Annotated in this window: 14 protein-coding genes; 7 read left to right on the top strand and 7 right to left on the bottom strand. The window is 55.9% G+C overall.

Annotated elements, in window-relative coordinates:
- Entirely contained in the window at window positions 1-312 is a 312-nt protein-coding gene (locus FDX09_RS23660; protein ID WP_170973232.1) for a hypothetical protein, read from the bottom strand.
- Window positions 313-375: 63 nt separating this feature from the next.
- Here FDX09_RS23660 and csiE point away from each other — a divergent pair, with 63 nt between their 5' ends.
- Complete coding sequence (gene csiE, locus FDX09_RS08210) at window positions 376-1,653, top strand: stationary phase inducible protein CsiE (RefSeq protein WP_038642650.1); 1,278 nt, start codon at window positions 376-378, stop codon at window positions 1,651-1,653.
- Here the strand turns inward: csiE and FDX09_RS08205 are convergent.
- The 4 genes from FDX09_RS08205 to FDX09_RS08190 all read right to left on the bottom strand — a co-directional run bounded on the left by FDX09_RS08205 (window position 1,648) and on the right by FDX09_RS08190 (window position 8,505).
- Window positions 1,648-2,796, bottom strand: coding sequence for a 3-phenylpropionate MFS transporter (locus tag FDX09_RS08205; protein ID WP_038642652.1), 1,149 nt, complete (start codon window positions 2,794-2,796; stop codon window positions 1,648-1,650). The genes csiE and FDX09_RS08205 overlap by 6 nt on opposite strands.
- Window positions 2,797-2,884: 88 nt before the next feature.
- Window positions 2,885-3,727: an aldose 1-epimerase gene (locus FDX09_RS08200; RefSeq protein ID WP_137347042.1), complete on the bottom strand. Its 843-nt coding sequence runs from the start codon at window positions 3,725-3,727 to the stop codon at window positions 2,885-2,887.
- The gene (locus FDX09_RS08195; protein ID WP_137347041.1) at window positions 3,727-5,166 is read right to left on the bottom strand and encodes a sugar porter family MFS transporter; all 1,440 of its coding nucleotides are present in this window, start codon (window positions 5,164-5,166) and stop codon (window positions 3,727-3,729) included. The genes FDX09_RS08200 and FDX09_RS08195 overlap by 1 nt, the downstream gene beginning before the upstream one ends.
- 72 nt (window positions 5,167-5,238) lie before the next feature.
- Entirely contained in the window at window positions 5,239-8,505 is a 3,267-nt protein-coding gene (locus tag FDX09_RS08190) for a DUF5107 domain-containing protein (RefSeq protein ID WP_137347040.1), read from the bottom strand.
- 114 nt (window positions 8,506-8,619) lie between these two features.
- Between FDX09_RS08190 and FDX09_RS08185 the strand changes: the two genes are divergently transcribed.
- Window positions 8,620-9,813, top strand: a complete 1,194-nt coding sequence (locus tag FDX09_RS08185; protein WP_137347039.1) for an ROK family transcriptional regulator — start codon at window positions 8,620-8,622, stop codon at window positions 9,811-9,813.
- Between the two features lie 3 nt (window positions 9,814-9,816).
- On the opposite strand, the gene hcaR is transcribed toward FDX09_RS08185, so the two are convergent.
- Window positions 9,817-10,710 carry a DNA-binding transcriptional regulator HcaR gene (gene hcaR, locus FDX09_RS08180; RefSeq protein WP_085049311.1) on the bottom strand — a complete coding sequence of 298 codons (894 nt, stop codon included), beginning with the start codon at window positions 10,708-10,710 and terminating at the stop codon, window positions 9,817-9,819.
- A gap of 135 nt (window positions 10,711-10,845) precedes the next feature.
- Here hcaR and hcaE point away from each other — a divergent pair, with 135 nt between their 5' ends.
- The 5 genes from hcaE to hcaD are packed head-to-tail and all read left to right on the top strand — an operon-like array spanning window position 10,846 to window position 15,063.
- Window positions 10,846-12,207 carry a 3-phenylpropionate/cinnamic acid dioxygenase subunit alpha gene (hcaE, locus tag FDX09_RS08175; protein WP_087856404.1) on the top strand — a complete coding sequence of 454 codons (1,362 nt, stop codon included), beginning with the start codon at window positions 10,846-10,848 and terminating at the stop codon, window positions 12,205-12,207.
- Window positions 12,204-12,722, top strand: coding sequence for a 3-phenylpropionate/cinnamic acid dioxygenase subunit beta (gene hcaF / locus FDX09_RS08170; RefSeq protein WP_087856403.1), 519 nt, complete (start codon window positions 12,204-12,206; stop codon window positions 12,720-12,722). Before hcaE ends, hcaF begins: the two co-directional genes overlap by 4 nt.
- Entirely contained in the window at window positions 12,722-13,042 is a 321-nt protein-coding gene (gene hcaC, locus FDX09_RS08165) for a 3-phenylpropionate/cinnamic acid dioxygenase ferredoxin subunit (RefSeq protein WP_038642667.1), read from the top strand. Before hcaF ends, hcaC begins: the two co-directional genes overlap by 1 nt.
- Window positions 13,039-13,851 (top strand): 3-phenylpropionate-dihydrodiol/cinnamic acid-dihydrodiol dehydrogenase, encoded by an 813-nt coding sequence (gene hcaB, locus FDX09_RS08160; protein ID WP_085049308.1) that lies wholly within the window; start codon window positions 13,039-13,041, stop codon window positions 13,849-13,851. Before hcaC ends, hcaB begins: the two co-directional genes overlap by 4 nt.
- A 9-nt stretch (window positions 13,852-13,860) precedes the next feature.
- A complete protein-coding gene (hcaD, locus tag FDX09_RS08155; RefSeq protein WP_137347038.1) occupies window positions 13,861-15,063 on the top strand; it encodes a phenylpropionate dioxygenase ferredoxin reductase subunit in 1,203 nt (400 codons plus the stop codon).
- A 78-nt stretch (window positions 15,064-15,141) separates the two neighbouring features.
- On the opposite strand, the gene glyA is transcribed toward hcaD, so the two are convergent.
- Window positions 15,142-16,395 carry a serine hydroxymethyltransferase gene (gene glyA, locus FDX09_RS08150; RefSeq protein WP_032939458.1) on the bottom strand — a complete coding sequence of 418 codons (1,254 nt, stop codon included), beginning with the start codon at window positions 16,393-16,395 and terminating at the stop codon, window positions 15,142-15,144.
- Window positions 16,396-16,581 lie beyond the last annotated feature (186 nt).

Below are 16,581 nucleotides of genomic sequence, written 5' to 3'. Positions count from 1 at the left end.
TTACGGAAACACGTCGGCAATTTTCAGCCGGACCAGCCACACCTGACCACCTGTATTTTTATTTGAAAATATCTGAACAGCAAAACCGATATAGCTGAAAGCAAGAGCGCTGAAGCGCCCCCCGTCCGGAATCACATGTTCTCCATAATGTTTAACAGACATGCAGTACATCTCTACCAGTTCTTTTATATGTAAACTAAAGATAAAACCGTGAAAAAGTGGATTAACGCGCTGCGTTTCACTACCGCTATCTGTTCCGCACGTTAAAAATTCTGTGACGCTCCCCAGCATTCCTGGTGTAAAGCTTTCCATTCCGCAAATCTATGCGCAAACTTTAACTATTCTTATCAAACATACTCACGGGAGATTCTACAGATGATGTCAACGCTCGCCCCGCCATCTGTACTTTCCGCTCCCCAACGCCGTTGCCAGGTACTGCTGACGCTTTTTCTGCCGGGGCAGATTGCTACCGCGCAGACCTTCAGCAGTCTCAATGGCGTCGATGATGCCACCGTTCAGGAGGATATCATTGGCGCGGGGCTCGAAATCCAGCGCTATCATCGGCTCGCCATTACTTCCGCCCAGAATGGCGGCTATACGATCGAAGGCGCCCCGCTGAACCAGCGGCTGTGCCTGTTGCATTGGCTGCGCCGTGGCCTGCGGATCTGCCCGACGTTTATCACGCAACATTTCACACCCACATTGAAAATGGCGCTTAAACAGCAGGGCATAGCGCGCACGTTGTATGATGACACCAATCTGCATGCGCTGATTAATCTCTGCTCCCGACGCTTGCAAAAGCCCTTTGAGTGCCGTGATATCCAGTTCCTGCGGCTGTTTTTACAATACTGCCTGCTGCAACATCACGCGGGGATCACCCCGGAGTTTAATCCGCTCCAGCAGCGCTGGGCGCAATCCTGCGCGGAGTATGCGCTCGCTGAGGAGATTGCCCGCCACTGGCAACGTCACGTCATGCAAAGTGCGCCGCCGGGCGAATCGCTGTTTATGGCATTGCTGTTCTCAATGATTCGCATCCCCGATCCCATCCGCGATAACCACCAGCAGGATCGCCGTTTGCGTCTGGCTATCGCGCGGCTGGTGCTGCGTTTTCGCGAGTATGGCAACGTTCGCTTCAGCGATGAACAAGGGCTGAACGACCAACTGTATATCCACCTTGCCCAGGCTCTGAACCGCAGTTTGTTTGCCATTGGTATTGATAACACGCTGCCGGAGGAGTTCAGCCGACTTTATCCCCGGCTGGTTCGCACCACCCGCGAGGCGATACACGGATTCGAAGCGGAATACGAAGTGCAATTTTCAGAAGAAGAGATCGGTCTGGTAGCGGTGATTTTCGGTGCCTGGCTGATGCAGGAGAAGGATTTGCACGAAAAGCAGATTATCCTGCTGACCGGCAGTAATGAACAACTCGAAGCGCATATTGAACAGCAGCTACGCGAACTGACGCTACTGCCGCTCAACGTAAAACATATGCCAATGCAGGACTTTCAAAAAGAGGGTGCGCCGCGCGGCGTAACGCTGATCGTCACACCGTACACTACGCCGCTGCCGCTGTTTTCACCACCGTTGATTCATGCGGATCTGGCGCTGACGTCTCACCAGCAGCAGCAGATCCGCAAAATCCTCGAATCATAACGTCGCAGGCTGCGCCACTACTTTCGGGCGCAGCACGATAGCCGGTAGCGCCACCAGCGCCATCACCCAGAATACGCCGCTGCCCAGGTTTTGGTACAGGTAGCCAGCGAAAACGGTCATAATGGCGATACTGCCGCCCATCGCTATCGCGGAGTAGACCGCTTGTAAACGAATCACTTCGCTGCCCTGTCGCGCCGCGATATAGCGCATTGCCGCCAGGTGGCAGACGGTGAAGGTACCGCAGTGCAGGATCTGCACCACAATCAGCCACGGTAGTTCGGTGCTCCAGCCCATCAGCCCCCAACGCGCCACGCCGCAAACGGCGGAAAGCAACAGCAGATCGCGGGCGCTAAAGCGGCGGAACAGCTTGTGGCTAAGCGCGAAGATAATGACTTCCGCCACCACGCCCAATGACCATAAATAGCCCACCGCCGAAGCGGAATAACCAGCAGACTGCCAGTAAATGGCGCTAAAACCGTAATAGGCGGCATGCGCGCCCTGCAGCAGACTCACGCAGGCAAGAAAACGCCAGCTTTGCGTTATTAACGCGCGCCATGCGGGCCATCCCGCACTCTCCTGCTGACGGTTTTCACCAGCTGGCTGCACGCTCGGACGAATCATCATGCCCAGCAGCATTGAGGCGACGCCAAGCGACAGCAGAATAAGGATCACCCGATAGTCAAACAGGCTCACCAGCTTACCGGTCAGCGCAGAGCCAATCACAAAGGCCACGGATCCCCACAGTCGAACCCGCCCGTAATCCATGGTTATCTGTTTTTGCCAGGTGTTAGCCAGCGCGTCAGTCAGCGGCACCAACGGTGAGAAAAACAGGTTAAATCCGACCATCACCACCATCAGCCACGCCACGTTGGTCCCCGCCCAGAAGGCCAGCGCAAACACCAACGTCAACAGAGCCAGAATACGTAAAGCGGTAATCAGACGAGAGGGATCGCTCACGCGCGGCGCAATCAGCAAGCTACCGAGAAAACGGGCAATCAGCCCCGCGCCCAGCAGTAAACCAATGGTTTCCGGCGTCAGCCCCAACCCTTCGAGCCAGACGCTCCAGAAAGGCAGAAAAATACCGTAGCTAAAGAAATAGGTGAAATAACCGAGCGCCAGCCAGCGCGTGGAATGCAAAGCCATGAATCCCTCCCGTTTGGAGACGGTAGTCTGGCGATAAACTCTGGCTGGCGCAAGAGACCATTAACAGGCAGATAACATGATTTTCGCCCTATTCGACGCAAATTTGCATCGCAAAATGACAGCGTTCTCCCTGCGCTAAAACCTGCAATCCCGGCTGCCCCTGCATGTGGTGGGCATTCACCGGATGCGTCTGCGGCTCCAGGCACAGGAATGGTTCACCCGACATTCTGAACAGCATCAGCCACGGAGTTTGCGCTAAAATCGTGACTTTCATCACATCGCGCTGAATAACGGCCCGCCCGCTCCAGCCAGAATAACCCACATTCAACCAGGCATCTTCACCGTATTGCGCATGCATAAAATCCGCTGCGGGTGGAATATCACTTTGCCAGTCCAGTGGCAGATGCTGTTCCCCCTCCGGCCAGTAGCCGCTGGCAGTGAACTGGGCCGTACTGTACGTATCAAAGGCGAAAAACGGATGGAACCCGCAGCCATAGATCATCGGTCGTTCCCCGCAATGGGTGAGCGTCAATGAAGCATGCAGGCTCGACGCTTCCAGTTGGTAGCAAATCTGCGCCGTATAGTCGTAGCCACAGGGATGCCAACTGCGCAACTGTAGCAAACAACCGCTTGGTGTCGCGGTGATAACCCGCCAGCGCTGCAGCCAGCCGTCACCGTGCAGGAAGAAGTGTTCATCCGCCTCATGGTGCGGTAGCACAACCTCTTCCCCACGTAGCATAAAACGGTTGCCCGCCACCCGGTTTGCCACCGGCAGCATCGGGAACAGGCCGCAATCACCGGGCTGCTGACCATGACCTTCACGTAATATTGCCCGTTGATGTTGTAACGAAACCAGACTCAATAGCGAACCGCCCTGCGGATCTACGCACATCCGTAGATGTGCGTTTTGAAGCATCAGCAGAGAATTCATTAGCGGGTGCTTCGTTGTTGGCTTGATGCGCCAACTTTCGTATGCTGCGCCGCCAGCTGTTCCTCCAGCGCTTCCAGCGTCACGCCTTTGGTTTCCGGCACATTACGCAGAATATAGATAAAGCCCATCGCGCAAATCACACCGTAGAGCAGGAAGCTTCCCGATGCGCCCAGACTCGCATTCAGCAGTGGGAAGGTATAGGTCAGCAGGAAGCAGGCAACCCACAACGCCAGCGTGCCGAACGACATCGCTAACCCGCGTACTCGGTTGGGGAAGATTTCGGACAGCAGCACCCATGTTACCGGGGCCAGCGTCAGGGCGTAAATGGCGATCGCCGCCAGCACCAGTACCAAAACCGGCCAGCCCAGAATGCCCAACCCGTATGCCCCGGCAATGAGTACGTAGATAACCGTCAGCCCTGATGCACCAAACAGCATCAGTTTACGACGCCCAATTTTGTCCACCAGCGGCAGAGCGGCAAGGGTAAAGACCAGATTGATGATCCCGGTCGCTACGATCGATTTTAACGTGCCGTTGATGTCGAATCCGGCAGAAGCAAATATCTCCTGCGCATAGTTGAAAATAACGTTGATCCCACACCACTGCTGGAACACTGCCAGCACCATGCCAATAATCACTATCGGTTTGATCTGCGGTTGTAACAGTGATGACCACGCGACCTTGTGGTTATCTTTTTGTAGCGTATGTTCAATCTCTTTCAGCGTTTGCCCGGCATATTCCGCCGAACCAATGCGCTGCAGCATGGTGCGCGCACGTTCGGCTTTTCCTGCCTTCACCAACCAGCGCGGCGATTCAGGGACAAAGAACATCAGCACCAGGAAAATTACCGCGGGCACTAATTCAGCGCCAAACATCCAGCGCCAGCCCGTCTGACCGTTCCAGCTTTCCACAATCGCCTGCTGCGTAGCGCCTGTGGCGACAGGTTCGGCAATCATCAGGTTGATAAGCTGCGCCGCCAGGACGCCAATGACGATGGTGAGCTGGTTAACGGCAACAAAGCGACCACGCTTTTCCGCCGGGCTGACCTCAGCGATATACAGCGGGCTTAGCGCGGATGCCAGACCAATCCCCACGCCGCCAACGATGCGATAGACAACAAACATGTCAAAATTGCTGGCAACTGCTGTTCCCCAGGCTGAAGCGCTAAAAAGGATTGCCGAGAGAATCAGCGGCATCTTTCGGCCAAACTTATCGGCGCACCAGCCGGAAATCAGCGCACCAAAGATACAACCAACCAGCGCCGAGCTCATCGCCCAGCCAGATTGCGCCGGATCGGTAATCGAAAAATAAGCTTCATAGAAGGGCTTTGCCCCGCCGATCACCACCCAGTCATAGCCAAACAGTAAACCACCGCAGGCGGCAACCAGGCAGATAGTCCAGACGTAACCAATCTTTAAATGTGTCTGCGCGTTATTCATTATGATTCCTCTTTCAGGGAAACGCAGGGGACAGAAGGTTTCGGGTGAGGTTGCCCCCACCCGTTTCGGGTATTACTGGAACAGCCTTACGTTAATGGCGTGACGCAGCAGTAACGCCTTGTCATGTGCCGGATTGAGTTGCAGAAGCTCATCAAGATCGCGCTGGCAAGCAGAACTATTTCCCAGCCCCAGATGCCCAAGCGCATTGATAAACAGGCAGTGTTGCTGGTGTTTTGCTTGTGCTGAGGTATCCAGCACCACCAGATCGGGCAGCGATACGGCAAAGAAATCGACATCCGGGACGTTGTCGCGATGCGACTCAACCCATTGCAGGAAGCTGTTGAACAGAGCGTCCGCCTGTGCATCATCGCCGAGTTTTCTCTGCGCCATCCCCTGCCAGAAGAGATAGTCCACCGGCTGGTCGTTGTAGTAACGTCCGGCATCCAGTGAGCTACCGCCACGCGTGGCACGGGAGAAATAGCGCCGGGACTCCTCGAAATGCCCCTGCTGCTGGGCGCAATAACCCAGCAAATACCAGATGTCATTATCCGTTTGCCCAGGCAGGCGCCCCTCTCCAAGGTTTTGCGGGTAGTGCAGCGCCTGTTGCAGTTGCGTGATGGCGGTTTGCGGGTCGCCCGACTGAACGGCCTCCAGTGCGCGATGCATCTGATTCAGCAAATATTGCCCGGTGGCTTTGCCTTCTCCCCCCTCCCACGGATGAAATACACGCTCACGTAATATTGCCGCGGCCTCGTCGTAGCGCCCCAATCCATTCCACAGACTAAGCAGTTCCACCGTCAGATCGTCACGATGGAAGACAATATCTTTGCTGGCTTCCAGTCGTTGCAAACGCTGTTCAGTCGGTTGCGCCATCAGCTTTTTGAGATAGTCGAGTTCGAACAGGAAACGGGCATTTTGCGGCTCCAGTGCTACGGCCTGCGACAGATACTGCATCGCCTGCTGTGCATCGTGCTGTTTGTTCCAGGCATAGATACCCAATAAGCGATGCACTGGGGCAAAATCCGGCTCCTGCGCAAGGGTAAATTGCCAGCAGGAGACCGCCTCGTCATAGCAGCGTTTGCTGTACCAGAAACAGCCGAGCAAATAGCGGGCAAAAGCGCTCTGCTCAAGGGTTTGCAGCATCTGTACTTCATCCAGCGTATTAGGAAAACGGACGCGATTTTGCAGACACTTACGCGCTCGTTCGATGAAAGGTTGCGGATTGTCGCTCAGCGAAGCGCGCCACAGCATCGGTAGCGTTTCCTGGCTGTCGAGCAGTTCCAGCACGCCACGGGCAGCATCTTTTTGCCCCAATGCGATCAACCAGCCAGCCAGTTCACACGCGTTGGTACCGCGCCGCCCGGTAATCGAGATTAGCGCCTGTGCAGTGGCCTCATCCTGGCAAATAGCCCAGCGCGCATAGTGCAGGGTGTAACTCAGCGGATAATCAACCAACTGTTGGCGAATGTATTCCAGCGCTTGCGCATTGCGATCAAGCTTAGCCAGCGCCAGCGCTTTCAGTCCCATCGCCAGGTTATTACTGCCGTTAAAACGCAGGCTCTGCTCGACTTTTTCCAACGCGCCGGCATAGTCCTGACGTTTCATCGCCAGGCGCGCTAACGACCAGAAAGCCGCGTCCCGGCAGTTGCCGCTCCAGCTCGCCTTATAATAATTATCCCAGGCGCTTTCATCGTCGCCCTGGCGTTCCTGCGCGGCGGCCAGCAGCATACTCGCCTCGCCATCACGTGGATTCTTATTGAGCTTGTGCGCCCGCTCCAGCGCCTTGCCCGCGCAATGGGCTGCTAATGCCCAGTCCGCGCGGTTTAGCGCCAGCGTCCCCAAAGCCACATTATTGCGATAATCAAGCGGGTCGACCTCCAGCGCGCGGCGGTAATAGTCCTCGGCATAGCGGCTGGCGTGGTTGTACTGCTCCAGATGCTGACCAATAAAATAGAGTTCATCGGTATTAGCAAGCGCTTCTGGCTGAGCTGGCGCGCTGGCCGCCGAGGGTAGTGGTAACTCTTGCGCCATGTGCTCTTCGTACTGTAAAAGCGTGGAGCCATCGGCGCGAGTGACGGTCATCGTTACCCGGGCATGGCCTCTGTCAGACACATCGGCTAACCAGCTCTGCCCCGGCTCAAGGGTGAGTGTATTCTCAAAGAACGGCTCCCCTTGTGCCGCAAGCGTAACCTGAACATCGCGTAGCGGCGCTATCGCATAAACGCCCACTGAAAGTTGGCTTCCCTCACGCACCAGCCGAAGCGCCAGTTGCGTGCTGGCGTTTTGCACCATGCCAAGTTCGCTGTAGGGCAGGAAGTTTTGCACGAAAACTTTCTCTTCGTACGGCGCAAGCCAGGTGAAATCCGGTTGGTTATCGGTAAAGACCCCGGTCATCAGTTCGATATACGGACCGTTGTCATCGGTGAGATTACGATCCCAGGCAACGCCAAAGTCGCCGTATCCCCAGGTCCACTGTTTTTTCCCCGGCGAAACATGGTGGTCCGCCACGTGCAGTAATCCACCGCGTTCGCCGTGGTGCCAGGCGCCGACAAAGTCATAATCCGATTTTTCCGCCATATAAGAGGTCGGAACGGGTACGTTTTTGTAGCGAGAGATATCCACACCCGCCGAGTAATCCACTTTGTAGTAGGTGCCAGTAGCGACAGGAAACGCTGAAACATCGCGCTTGCCGTGGTCGAATACCGCGGTTACATCCGGCGGAAACACGCTCTGATGATCGTCGCCGCCTTTCACCGCCGGATTCGCCCACCACAGGAAGTGGCGCGGCGTGGCGTTACCGTTAAACACCTTCCCGGTTATTTCGATCAGCGCGCGATCTGGATACAGTGTGAATCCGGTCATCACCTGTAAACCACGCATGGGTTCAACCTCCCCCATCCACACGGTATATTCGCCCTGCTCGCCCTGCTGCTGCGTAAAATCAACCGGCATAAAGGTGGTTGGACGATGATGCTGCGGCCAGTTGAACTCAATGCCGCCAGAGATCCATGGCCCAAGCAGGCCAACCAACGCTGGTTTCACCACTTCGTTGTAGTAGACGAAATCACGTTGCTGCACTTTGTCATACGCCCGATGGATACGTCCGCCTAATTCCGGCAGCAGCATAATGCGAATGAAGTCATTCTCCATCCACACCGCCTGATAATCGCGCATTTCACGCTTGCCGGTCAGGGTATCAATCACGCCGTAGGGATAAACCGCACCAGAGGATCCCTGATATACCCTTTTCTCCAGAAACATCGGGTTAGCGTCTTCTTCACCCACCGTCCACGTTGGGAGGGTGATCGTTTCCTGCCAGACTTTAACTGAACCGTACATGCCGCTCTCCACTCAATAAACAAAAGTAAAAATTTAACCTGAGGCTATTCTGCGGCAGTTAAGTGGCGTTAAAATGCGCAATGCTCACGCAATATAGTAAAGGGAGTTAAGTGTATGCAGCGTTCGGGATTCAATAACGCCAGGGTACGTCAAGCAAATAAACAGATCTTTTTGTCGCATCTATGGCGGGAAAAACAGCTTAGCAAGTCGCAGTTGGCGCAGCTGACCAGTCTGTCGATCCCGGCGGTCAGCAATATTCTTGAAGAGCTGATGGATGAAGGGAGAATCAGCCATTCGCGAGAGACGTTAAGCCAGCGCGGTTTGAGTAGCGGCAGTTATCATTTGCCAGAAACAGGCGCCTGGACGCTCTGCATCAACGTCACCCCCACCAGCATCACCAGCCAACTGGCGGACGCGCGTCTGGTGGCCGTCGGCGACTGGCGCCATGAGGTCATTAATCCTGATACGCCAAAAGCGCTGCTGAGAGCATTGGCGGCACACTGGCGAGAATACCGTCGGCAATTTCCAGAGGTTACGATTAATCTGGCGCTGGGCGTGCACGGCCAGGTTGATCCGATTACCGGCGCATCAAAAACCATGCCTCAGGCTCCGTGGAAAACACCGGTGGAAATAAAATACCTGCTTGAGGAGATGCTTGGTGTGCTGGTCCGGCTGGACAATGACTGCGTGATGCTGGCGCTGGCGGAAAAGTGGCAAAATCCGGCGGCTAACGGTGATTTTTGTGTGATTAACGTTGATTACGGCATTGGCTCATCGTTTGTCATTAACGATAACATCTGGCGGGGTAGTTTGTACGGCAGCGGTCAGATTGGCCATACAATAATTGATCCGGACGGGGTTGCCTGCGACTGTGGCCGTTATGGGTGTCTGGAAACGGTGGCGTCATTAAGCGCACTGAAAAAGCAGGCTCGCGTGTGGATGAAATCGCAACCGACATCCCTGTATGATCCCCAAACGCTGACGACCGACCAGCTTATTGATGCCTGGAGGCACGGAGATGTTCGCATTCAGGCGTGGGCCGAACATGCCGCCAGCGCCATTGGCCTGAGTCTGTACAATTTTCTAAATATATTAAATATTAATCAAATCTGGCTGTATGGTCGTAGCTGCGCCTTCGGCGAGAGCTGGCTCAATACGCTGGTGCAGCAAACCGGATTTAATCCGTTCGATCATGGCGATAACCCACGAGCCCGGGCAACGCAGATCGGTTTCGGTAAGCTTAATCGCGCTCAGCAACTGATGGGCATCGGCTATCTGTATGTCGAGTCGCAGCTTAGCGAGCTGTAGTCGTTAATCCACAACGCTCACGGCTAAACGTTCATGCACCGTGGCGATAAAGTCGGTCAGCGCCGGTTTCAGCGCCCCCTTTTTCCACGCCATCAGCAGCGCAATGGTTGGAACATCGCCAACAATAGGGCGAAAAACCACCTGCCCGGTATTAAAATTATTCATATAACCGGGTATCAAAGTCACCCCCAACCCCATGCTGACCAGGTTCATGGTCACCAGAATATTGGTCGCCACCTGCACGATATTGGGCTGGCTTTTTTGCTGCTGAAACCAGTTTTTGACAATCATCGCTAACGCGCCGGAATAGGCCGGATCGGTACTGACAAAATTGACGCCGTGCAGTTGCTGTGCCGATATCGCTTTCTCATTAGCGAGCGGATGATTCACCGGTAACACCACCACCAGCGGCTCATGAATCAGTTCCAGATAATCCAGCTCTGGGCTGTAAACCGGATGACGCATTAAGCCAACGTCCAGCTCTCCGCGCAGGATCTTCTCCTCCTGCTCGGTGGTGATCAAACTGACCAGTTCAATATGCGTATCCGGTTGTTTTAAACGAAACAAAGGCAGCACTTTGGGCAACAGATTTACCTCTGCGGAAGGGACAAAGCCGATGGCGAAATGGTTATCTTCCTGCACCGTTTTACGGGCGCGAACTTTGGCATTTTCCGCCTGCTCGAGGATAACCAACGCATCCTGTAAAAAACATTCACCTGCTGCCGTTAACGCAACTTTGCGCTTGTCCCGCACCAGCAAGGGAACCCCCACACAGGTCTCCAGATCGCGGATCTGACTGCTTAACGAGGGCTGAGAGGTATGCAGTTTTTCTGCCGCCCGGGTGAAATTCAGCGCCTGCGCCACCGCCACAAAATAGCGTAAGTGCCTCAGTTCCATGCCCTTCTCCTTGTTATCGAAAAAATGTCTCAACTGGTAGAAATTTACTATTTCACAGATTGATAACTAACCAGCAACATCCTTAGGGTACAAAAAAAGAAGGTCAATACATCTTAGCTTTCAGGATTAAAAAATATGACCATACCCTCAAATTTAGACATCTACCGACTGATCGACACGCAAAACGGTCGCGTAACCCCACGTATTTATACCGACCCTGAAATTTACCAACTGGAGCTGGAACGCATCTTCGGACGTTGCTGGCTGTTTCTCGCCCACGAAAGCCAAATCCCCAAACCGGGCGATTTCTTTAACACTTATATGGGCGAAGACGCCGTGGTGGTGGTGCGCCAGAAGGACGGCAGCATCAAAGCGTTTCTCAACCAGTGCCGCCACCGCGCGATGCGCGTGAGTTATGCCGACTGCGGTAACACCCGCGCCTTCACCTGCCCGTATCACGGCTGGTCGTATGGCATTAACGGCGAGCTGATCGACGTGCCGCTGGAGCCGCGCGCCTACCCACAAGGGTTGTGCAAATCCCACTGGGGGCTGAACGAAGTGCCATGCGTCGAGAGCTACAAAGGGCTGATTTTCGGTAACTGGGATACCACCGCGCCGAATCTTCGCGATTATCTCGGCGACATCGCCTGGTATCTCGACGGCGTGCTGGATCGCCGTGAAGGCGGCACTGAAATCGTCGGCGGCGTACAGAAGTGGACCATCGACTGTAACTGGAAATTCCCCGCTGAACAGTTCGCCAGCGACCAGTATCACGCGTTGTTCAGCCACGCCTCTGCCGTACAGGTATTGGGCGCGAAAGACGACGGCAGCGACAAACGCCTGGGAGACGGTCAAACCGCCCGCCCGGTGTGGGAAACCGCCAAAGACGCGCTACAGTTCGGCCAGGATGGACACGGCAGCGGCTTCTTCTTTACCGAGAAACCGGACGCCAACGTCTGGGTCGACGGCGAAGTCTCCAGCTACTATCGCGATACCTATGAAGAGGCTGAGCAGCGTCTGGGTAAGGTTCGTGCACTGCGTCTCGCCGGTCACAACAATATTTTCCCCACGCTCTCCTGGCTGAACGGCACCGCCACGCTGCGCGTCTGGCATCCGCGTGGGCCGGACAAAGTCGAAGTGTGGGCGTTCTGCATCGCCGATAAAGCCGCCTCTGATGACGTCAAAGCCGCTTTTGAAAACAGCGCCACCCGCGCCTTCGGCCCGGCGGGGTTCCTTGAGCAGGACGACTCGGAAAACTGGTGTGAGATTCAAAAACTGCTCAAAGGCCACCGGGCACGCAACACCAACCTGTGCCTGGAGATGGGTCTCGGCCAGGAAAAACGTCGTGAAGACGGCATTCCGGGGATCACTAACTACATCTTCTCGGAAACCGCCGCCCGCGGCATGTATCAGCGTTGGGCCGATTTATTAAGCAGCGAAAGCTGGCAGGAAGTGCAGGAAAAAACCGCCGCATACCAGCAGGAGGTGATGAAATGAGCGCGTTAGTCTCCCCTGAGCTACATCACCGCATCAGCCAGTTCCTGTATGAAGAAGCGCGTCTGCTGGACGACTGGCAGTTCCGCGGCTGGCTGGCGCAACTGGATGACGACATACGTTACACCATGCGCACCACGGTGAATGCCCAGACGCGCGACCGCCGTAAAGGCGTACAGCCGCCGACCACCTGGATTTTCAACGACAATAAAGACCAGCTTGAACGCCGTATCGCGCGGCTGGAAACCGGCATGGCGTGGGCCGAAGAGCCACCTTCCCGCACCCGCCACATGATCAGCAACCTGCAGGTGAGCGAAACCGACCAGCCGGACGTGTTCGCCGTGCGCCTGAACTATCTGCTGTACCGCGCACAAAAAGAGCGTGACGAGACGTTCTACGTCGGCACGCGCATGGATAAGGTCCGTCGTCTGCCGGGCGACGAATGGCGCTTACTGGAGCGTGAGATCGTGCTCGATCAGGCGGTGATCACCTCCCACAACCTGAGTGTACTGTTCTGATGAGCCGCATATTTGCCTGCTCCGCCACGGAGCTGCCGGAGGGGGAAGCCCTCCGGCTGGAAACCTCTCCCGTCATCGCGCTGTTTCACGTTGGCGGTGAGTTTTATGCCATTAACGATCGCTGTAGCCACGGTAACGCCTCGATGTCGGAGGGTTATCTGGAAGACGACGCCACGGTGGAGTGCCCGCTGCACGCCGCCAGCTTCTGCCTGAAAACCGGCAAAGCGTTGTGCCTGCCCGCCACCGATCCGCTCACCACCTATGCGGTGCATGTGGAAGGCGGCGAGGTGTTTATTGATTTACCCGAGGAGGCCAGATGAGCGATTTACGCGATAACGTTGTGTTTATTACTGGCGGCGGCTCCGGGCTGGGGCTGGCGCTGGTAGAACGCTTTATTGAAGAAGGTGCGAAAGTCGCCACGCTCGAGCTGTCCGCAGCGAAGATTGCCAGCCTGCGCCAGCGCTTTGGTGAACACGTACTGGCGGTGGAAGGCAACGTGACCTGCTATGCCGACTACCAGCGCGCGGTGGATCGGATCCTCACCACCTTCGGCAAGCTGGACTGTTTTATCGGCAACGCGGGTATATGGGATCACAACGCTTCGCTGGTCAATACGCCCGCCGAGGCGCTGGAAAGCGGCTTCCACGAGCTGTTTAACGTTAACGTGCTGGGCTATCTGCTGGGCGCCAAAGCCTGCGCCCAGGCATTAATCGCCAGCGAAGGCAGCATCATCTTTACCCTGTCTAACGCCGCGTGGTATCCCGGCGGCGGCGGGCCCCTGTATACCGCCAGCAAGCACGCGGCCACCGGGTTGATTCGCCAGTTGGCCTACGAACTGGCGCCTAAGGTGCGGGTGAACGGTGTCGGCCCATGCGGCATGGCGACCGATCTGCGTGGCCCGCAGGCGCTCGGTCAGAACGATACCTCGATTATGCAGTCGCTGACACCGGAGAAAATCGCCGCCATTCTGCCGCTGCAGTTCTTCCCGGAACCGGCAGATTTTACCGGCCCGTACGTGATGCTGGCGTCACGGCGCAACAACCGTACACTGAGCGGCGTGATGATCAATGCCGACGCCGGTCTGGGGATCCGTGGGATCCGGCACGTCGCGGCTGGTCTGGATCTGTAAGGAGTCATCATGAACGAACAGATTATTGCCATCATCGGCGGCGGCCAGGCGGGAGCGATGGCCGCCGCTGCGCTACGTCAGCAGGGGTTTAGCGGACCGTTACACCTCTTTTCTGACGAGGCTCACCTGGCCTACGAGCGCCCGCCGCTGTCAAAAGCGATGCTGCTGGACGATAACCCGCAGCTTCAGCCGGTTCTGCCCTCCAGCTGGTGGCAGGAACACAACGTGCAGTTGCATCTGGGCGTTACGCTACACGAGATTGATCGCGCCTCGCGTACGTTAACGCTCGCCGATGGGCAAACCTACCGCTGGACTCAGCTGCTGCTGGCTACCGGGGCCGCCGCCAGACCGCTACCGCTGCTGGATGCGCTGGGCGAGCGCTGTTTTACCCTACGTCATGCGAGAGATGCCGAGCGTCTCCGGGCTGCGCTACAGCCAGGAAAATCGATCGTGATTGTCGGTGCGGGTACCATCGGCCTGGAGCTGGCGGCCAGCGCCACCCAGCGCGGCTGCCGGGTGACGGTAGTCGAACTGGCATCAACGGTGATGGGCCGCAATGCGCCTGCGCCGGTGCGCGACTATCTGTTAGCCCGCCATCAGCAGGCCGGGGTGAGAATGCTGCTCAATAGCGCCATTGAGCACGCTGAAGCGGGAGAATTTCTCACGCTCACGCTGCAAAACGGCGAAATACTGAAGGCCGATGCGGTCGTTTACGGCATCGGCATCGTGGCGAACGATACGCTGGCCCGCGAGGCGGGGCTGGAAACCGCTAACGGAATTATCGTCGATGCCGCCTGCACGACCGCCGACCCGGCGATTTTCGCCGCGGGAGATGTGGCGCTCACTCGCCAGCCGGACGGCTCCTTAAGACGCATAGAAAGCTGGGAAAATGCCAACTTCCAGGCGCAGGTCGCCGCCGCCGCGATGCTCGGTTTACCCCTGCCGGAAGCCACGCCGGGCTGGTTCTGGACCGATCAATACAGTGATAACCTGCAATTTGTTGGTGAAATGCAGGGAGAAAGTTGGCTCGTACGTGGCGATCCTGATGCGCAGAAAGCAATATGGTTTAGTTTGCAGAATGACGTCATTGTCGGCGCAGTGACGTTGAACCAGGGCCGGGAAATGCGCTTATTGCGGAAATGGATTCAGGCTAAGAAAAAGCCGCCAGTGGCGGCTTTAGTCGATGAAACAATCTTGCTTAAGTCACTATAACTGGCGGATGTCTCTTCGTTTATCCGGCCTACAGGTGAGTTACCTGTAGGCCGGATAAGGTCCAGCAATCAATATGACTTACGCGTAAACCGGGAAGCGTGCGCAGATATCAAGCACTTTACCTTTGATGCGCTCAATTACCGCTTCATCATTGATATTGTCCAGAACATCACACATCCAGCCAGCCAGCTCTTTCACTTCCGCTTCTTTAAAGCCACGGCGAGTGACAGCCGGAGAACCGATACGGATACCGGAAGTCACAAACGGGCTCTTCGGATCGTTCGGTACGCTGTTTTTGTTGACAGTGATGTTAGCACGACCCAGTGCAGCGTCGGCTTCTTTACCGGTCAGGTTTTTATCAACCAGATCCAGCAGGAACAGGTGGTTTTCAGTCCCACCGGAAACCACTTTGTAGCCGCGGTTCAGGAACACTTCCACCATCGCTTTGGCGTTTTTCGCAACCTGCTGCTGGTAAACTTTGAACTCTGGCTCCATCGCTTCTTTCAGCGCCACGGCTTTCGCCGCAATCACGTGCATCAGCGGGCCGCCCTGCGCGCTTGGGAACACGGCGGAGTTCAGTTTTTTGTACAGCTCTTCATCACCGCCTTTCGCCAGGATCAGGCCGCCGCGCGGACCCGCCAGGGTTTTGTGGGTGGTGGTGGTCACAACGTGAGCGTGCGGAACCGGGTTCGGGTAAACGCCAGCGGCAATCAGACCGGCAACGTGCGCCATGTCGACGAACAGGTATGCGCCGATGCTGTCAGCAATTTCACGCATTTTTGCCCAGTCAACCACGCCGGAGTAGGCAGAGAAGCCACCGATAATCATTTTCGGTTTGTGCTCTTTGGCCTGCTTAGCCATGTCTTCGTAGTCAATTTTACCGGACTCATCAATGCCGTAAGGAATGATGTTGTACAGTTTGCCGGAGAAGTTAACCGGGGAGCCGTGAGTCAGGTGGCCGCCCTGCGCCAGGTTCATACCCAGCACGGTATCGCCCGGCTGCAGCAGCGCGGTGTAGACAGCGAAGTTAGCCTGAGAGCCAGAGTGCGGCTGTACGTTAGCGTAGTCAGCGCCAAACAGCTCTTTAGCGCGATCGATAGCCAGTTGCTCAACGATATCAACGTACTCGCAACCGCCGTAGTAGCGCTTGCCCGGATAACCTTCAGCGTATTTGTTGGTCAGCTGAGAACCCTGCGCCTGCATTACACGCGGGCTGGTATAGTTTTCGGAGGCGATCAGTTCGATGTGCTCTTCCTGACGTACTTTTTCCTGCTCCATAGCCTGCCACAGTTCGGCATCATAATCGGCAATGTTCATTTCACGCTTTAACATCCGCATCTCCTGACTCAGCTAACAAGTAAATTTTGGCCTGAAAAGGCAGTCTTCCAGGACTTCGGCCAACAGTATAACCGAATCATTCTTCGATAACAGGTCTTGACAAAGGATTTTACGCAAACGATTACCTTCACGGCACACAAGGCTTTGGAGAACAAAGGTCTGCTGAATTTCAACGGATTT

The sequence above is a fragment of the Citrobacter sp. wls717 genome, from assembly GCF_005280955.1.
Lineage (GTDB): Bacteria > Pseudomonadota > Gammaproteobacteria > Enterobacterales > Enterobacteriaceae > Citrobacter > Citrobacter werkmanii.
This window is presented reverse-complemented; position numbering and strand designations above follow the sequence as displayed.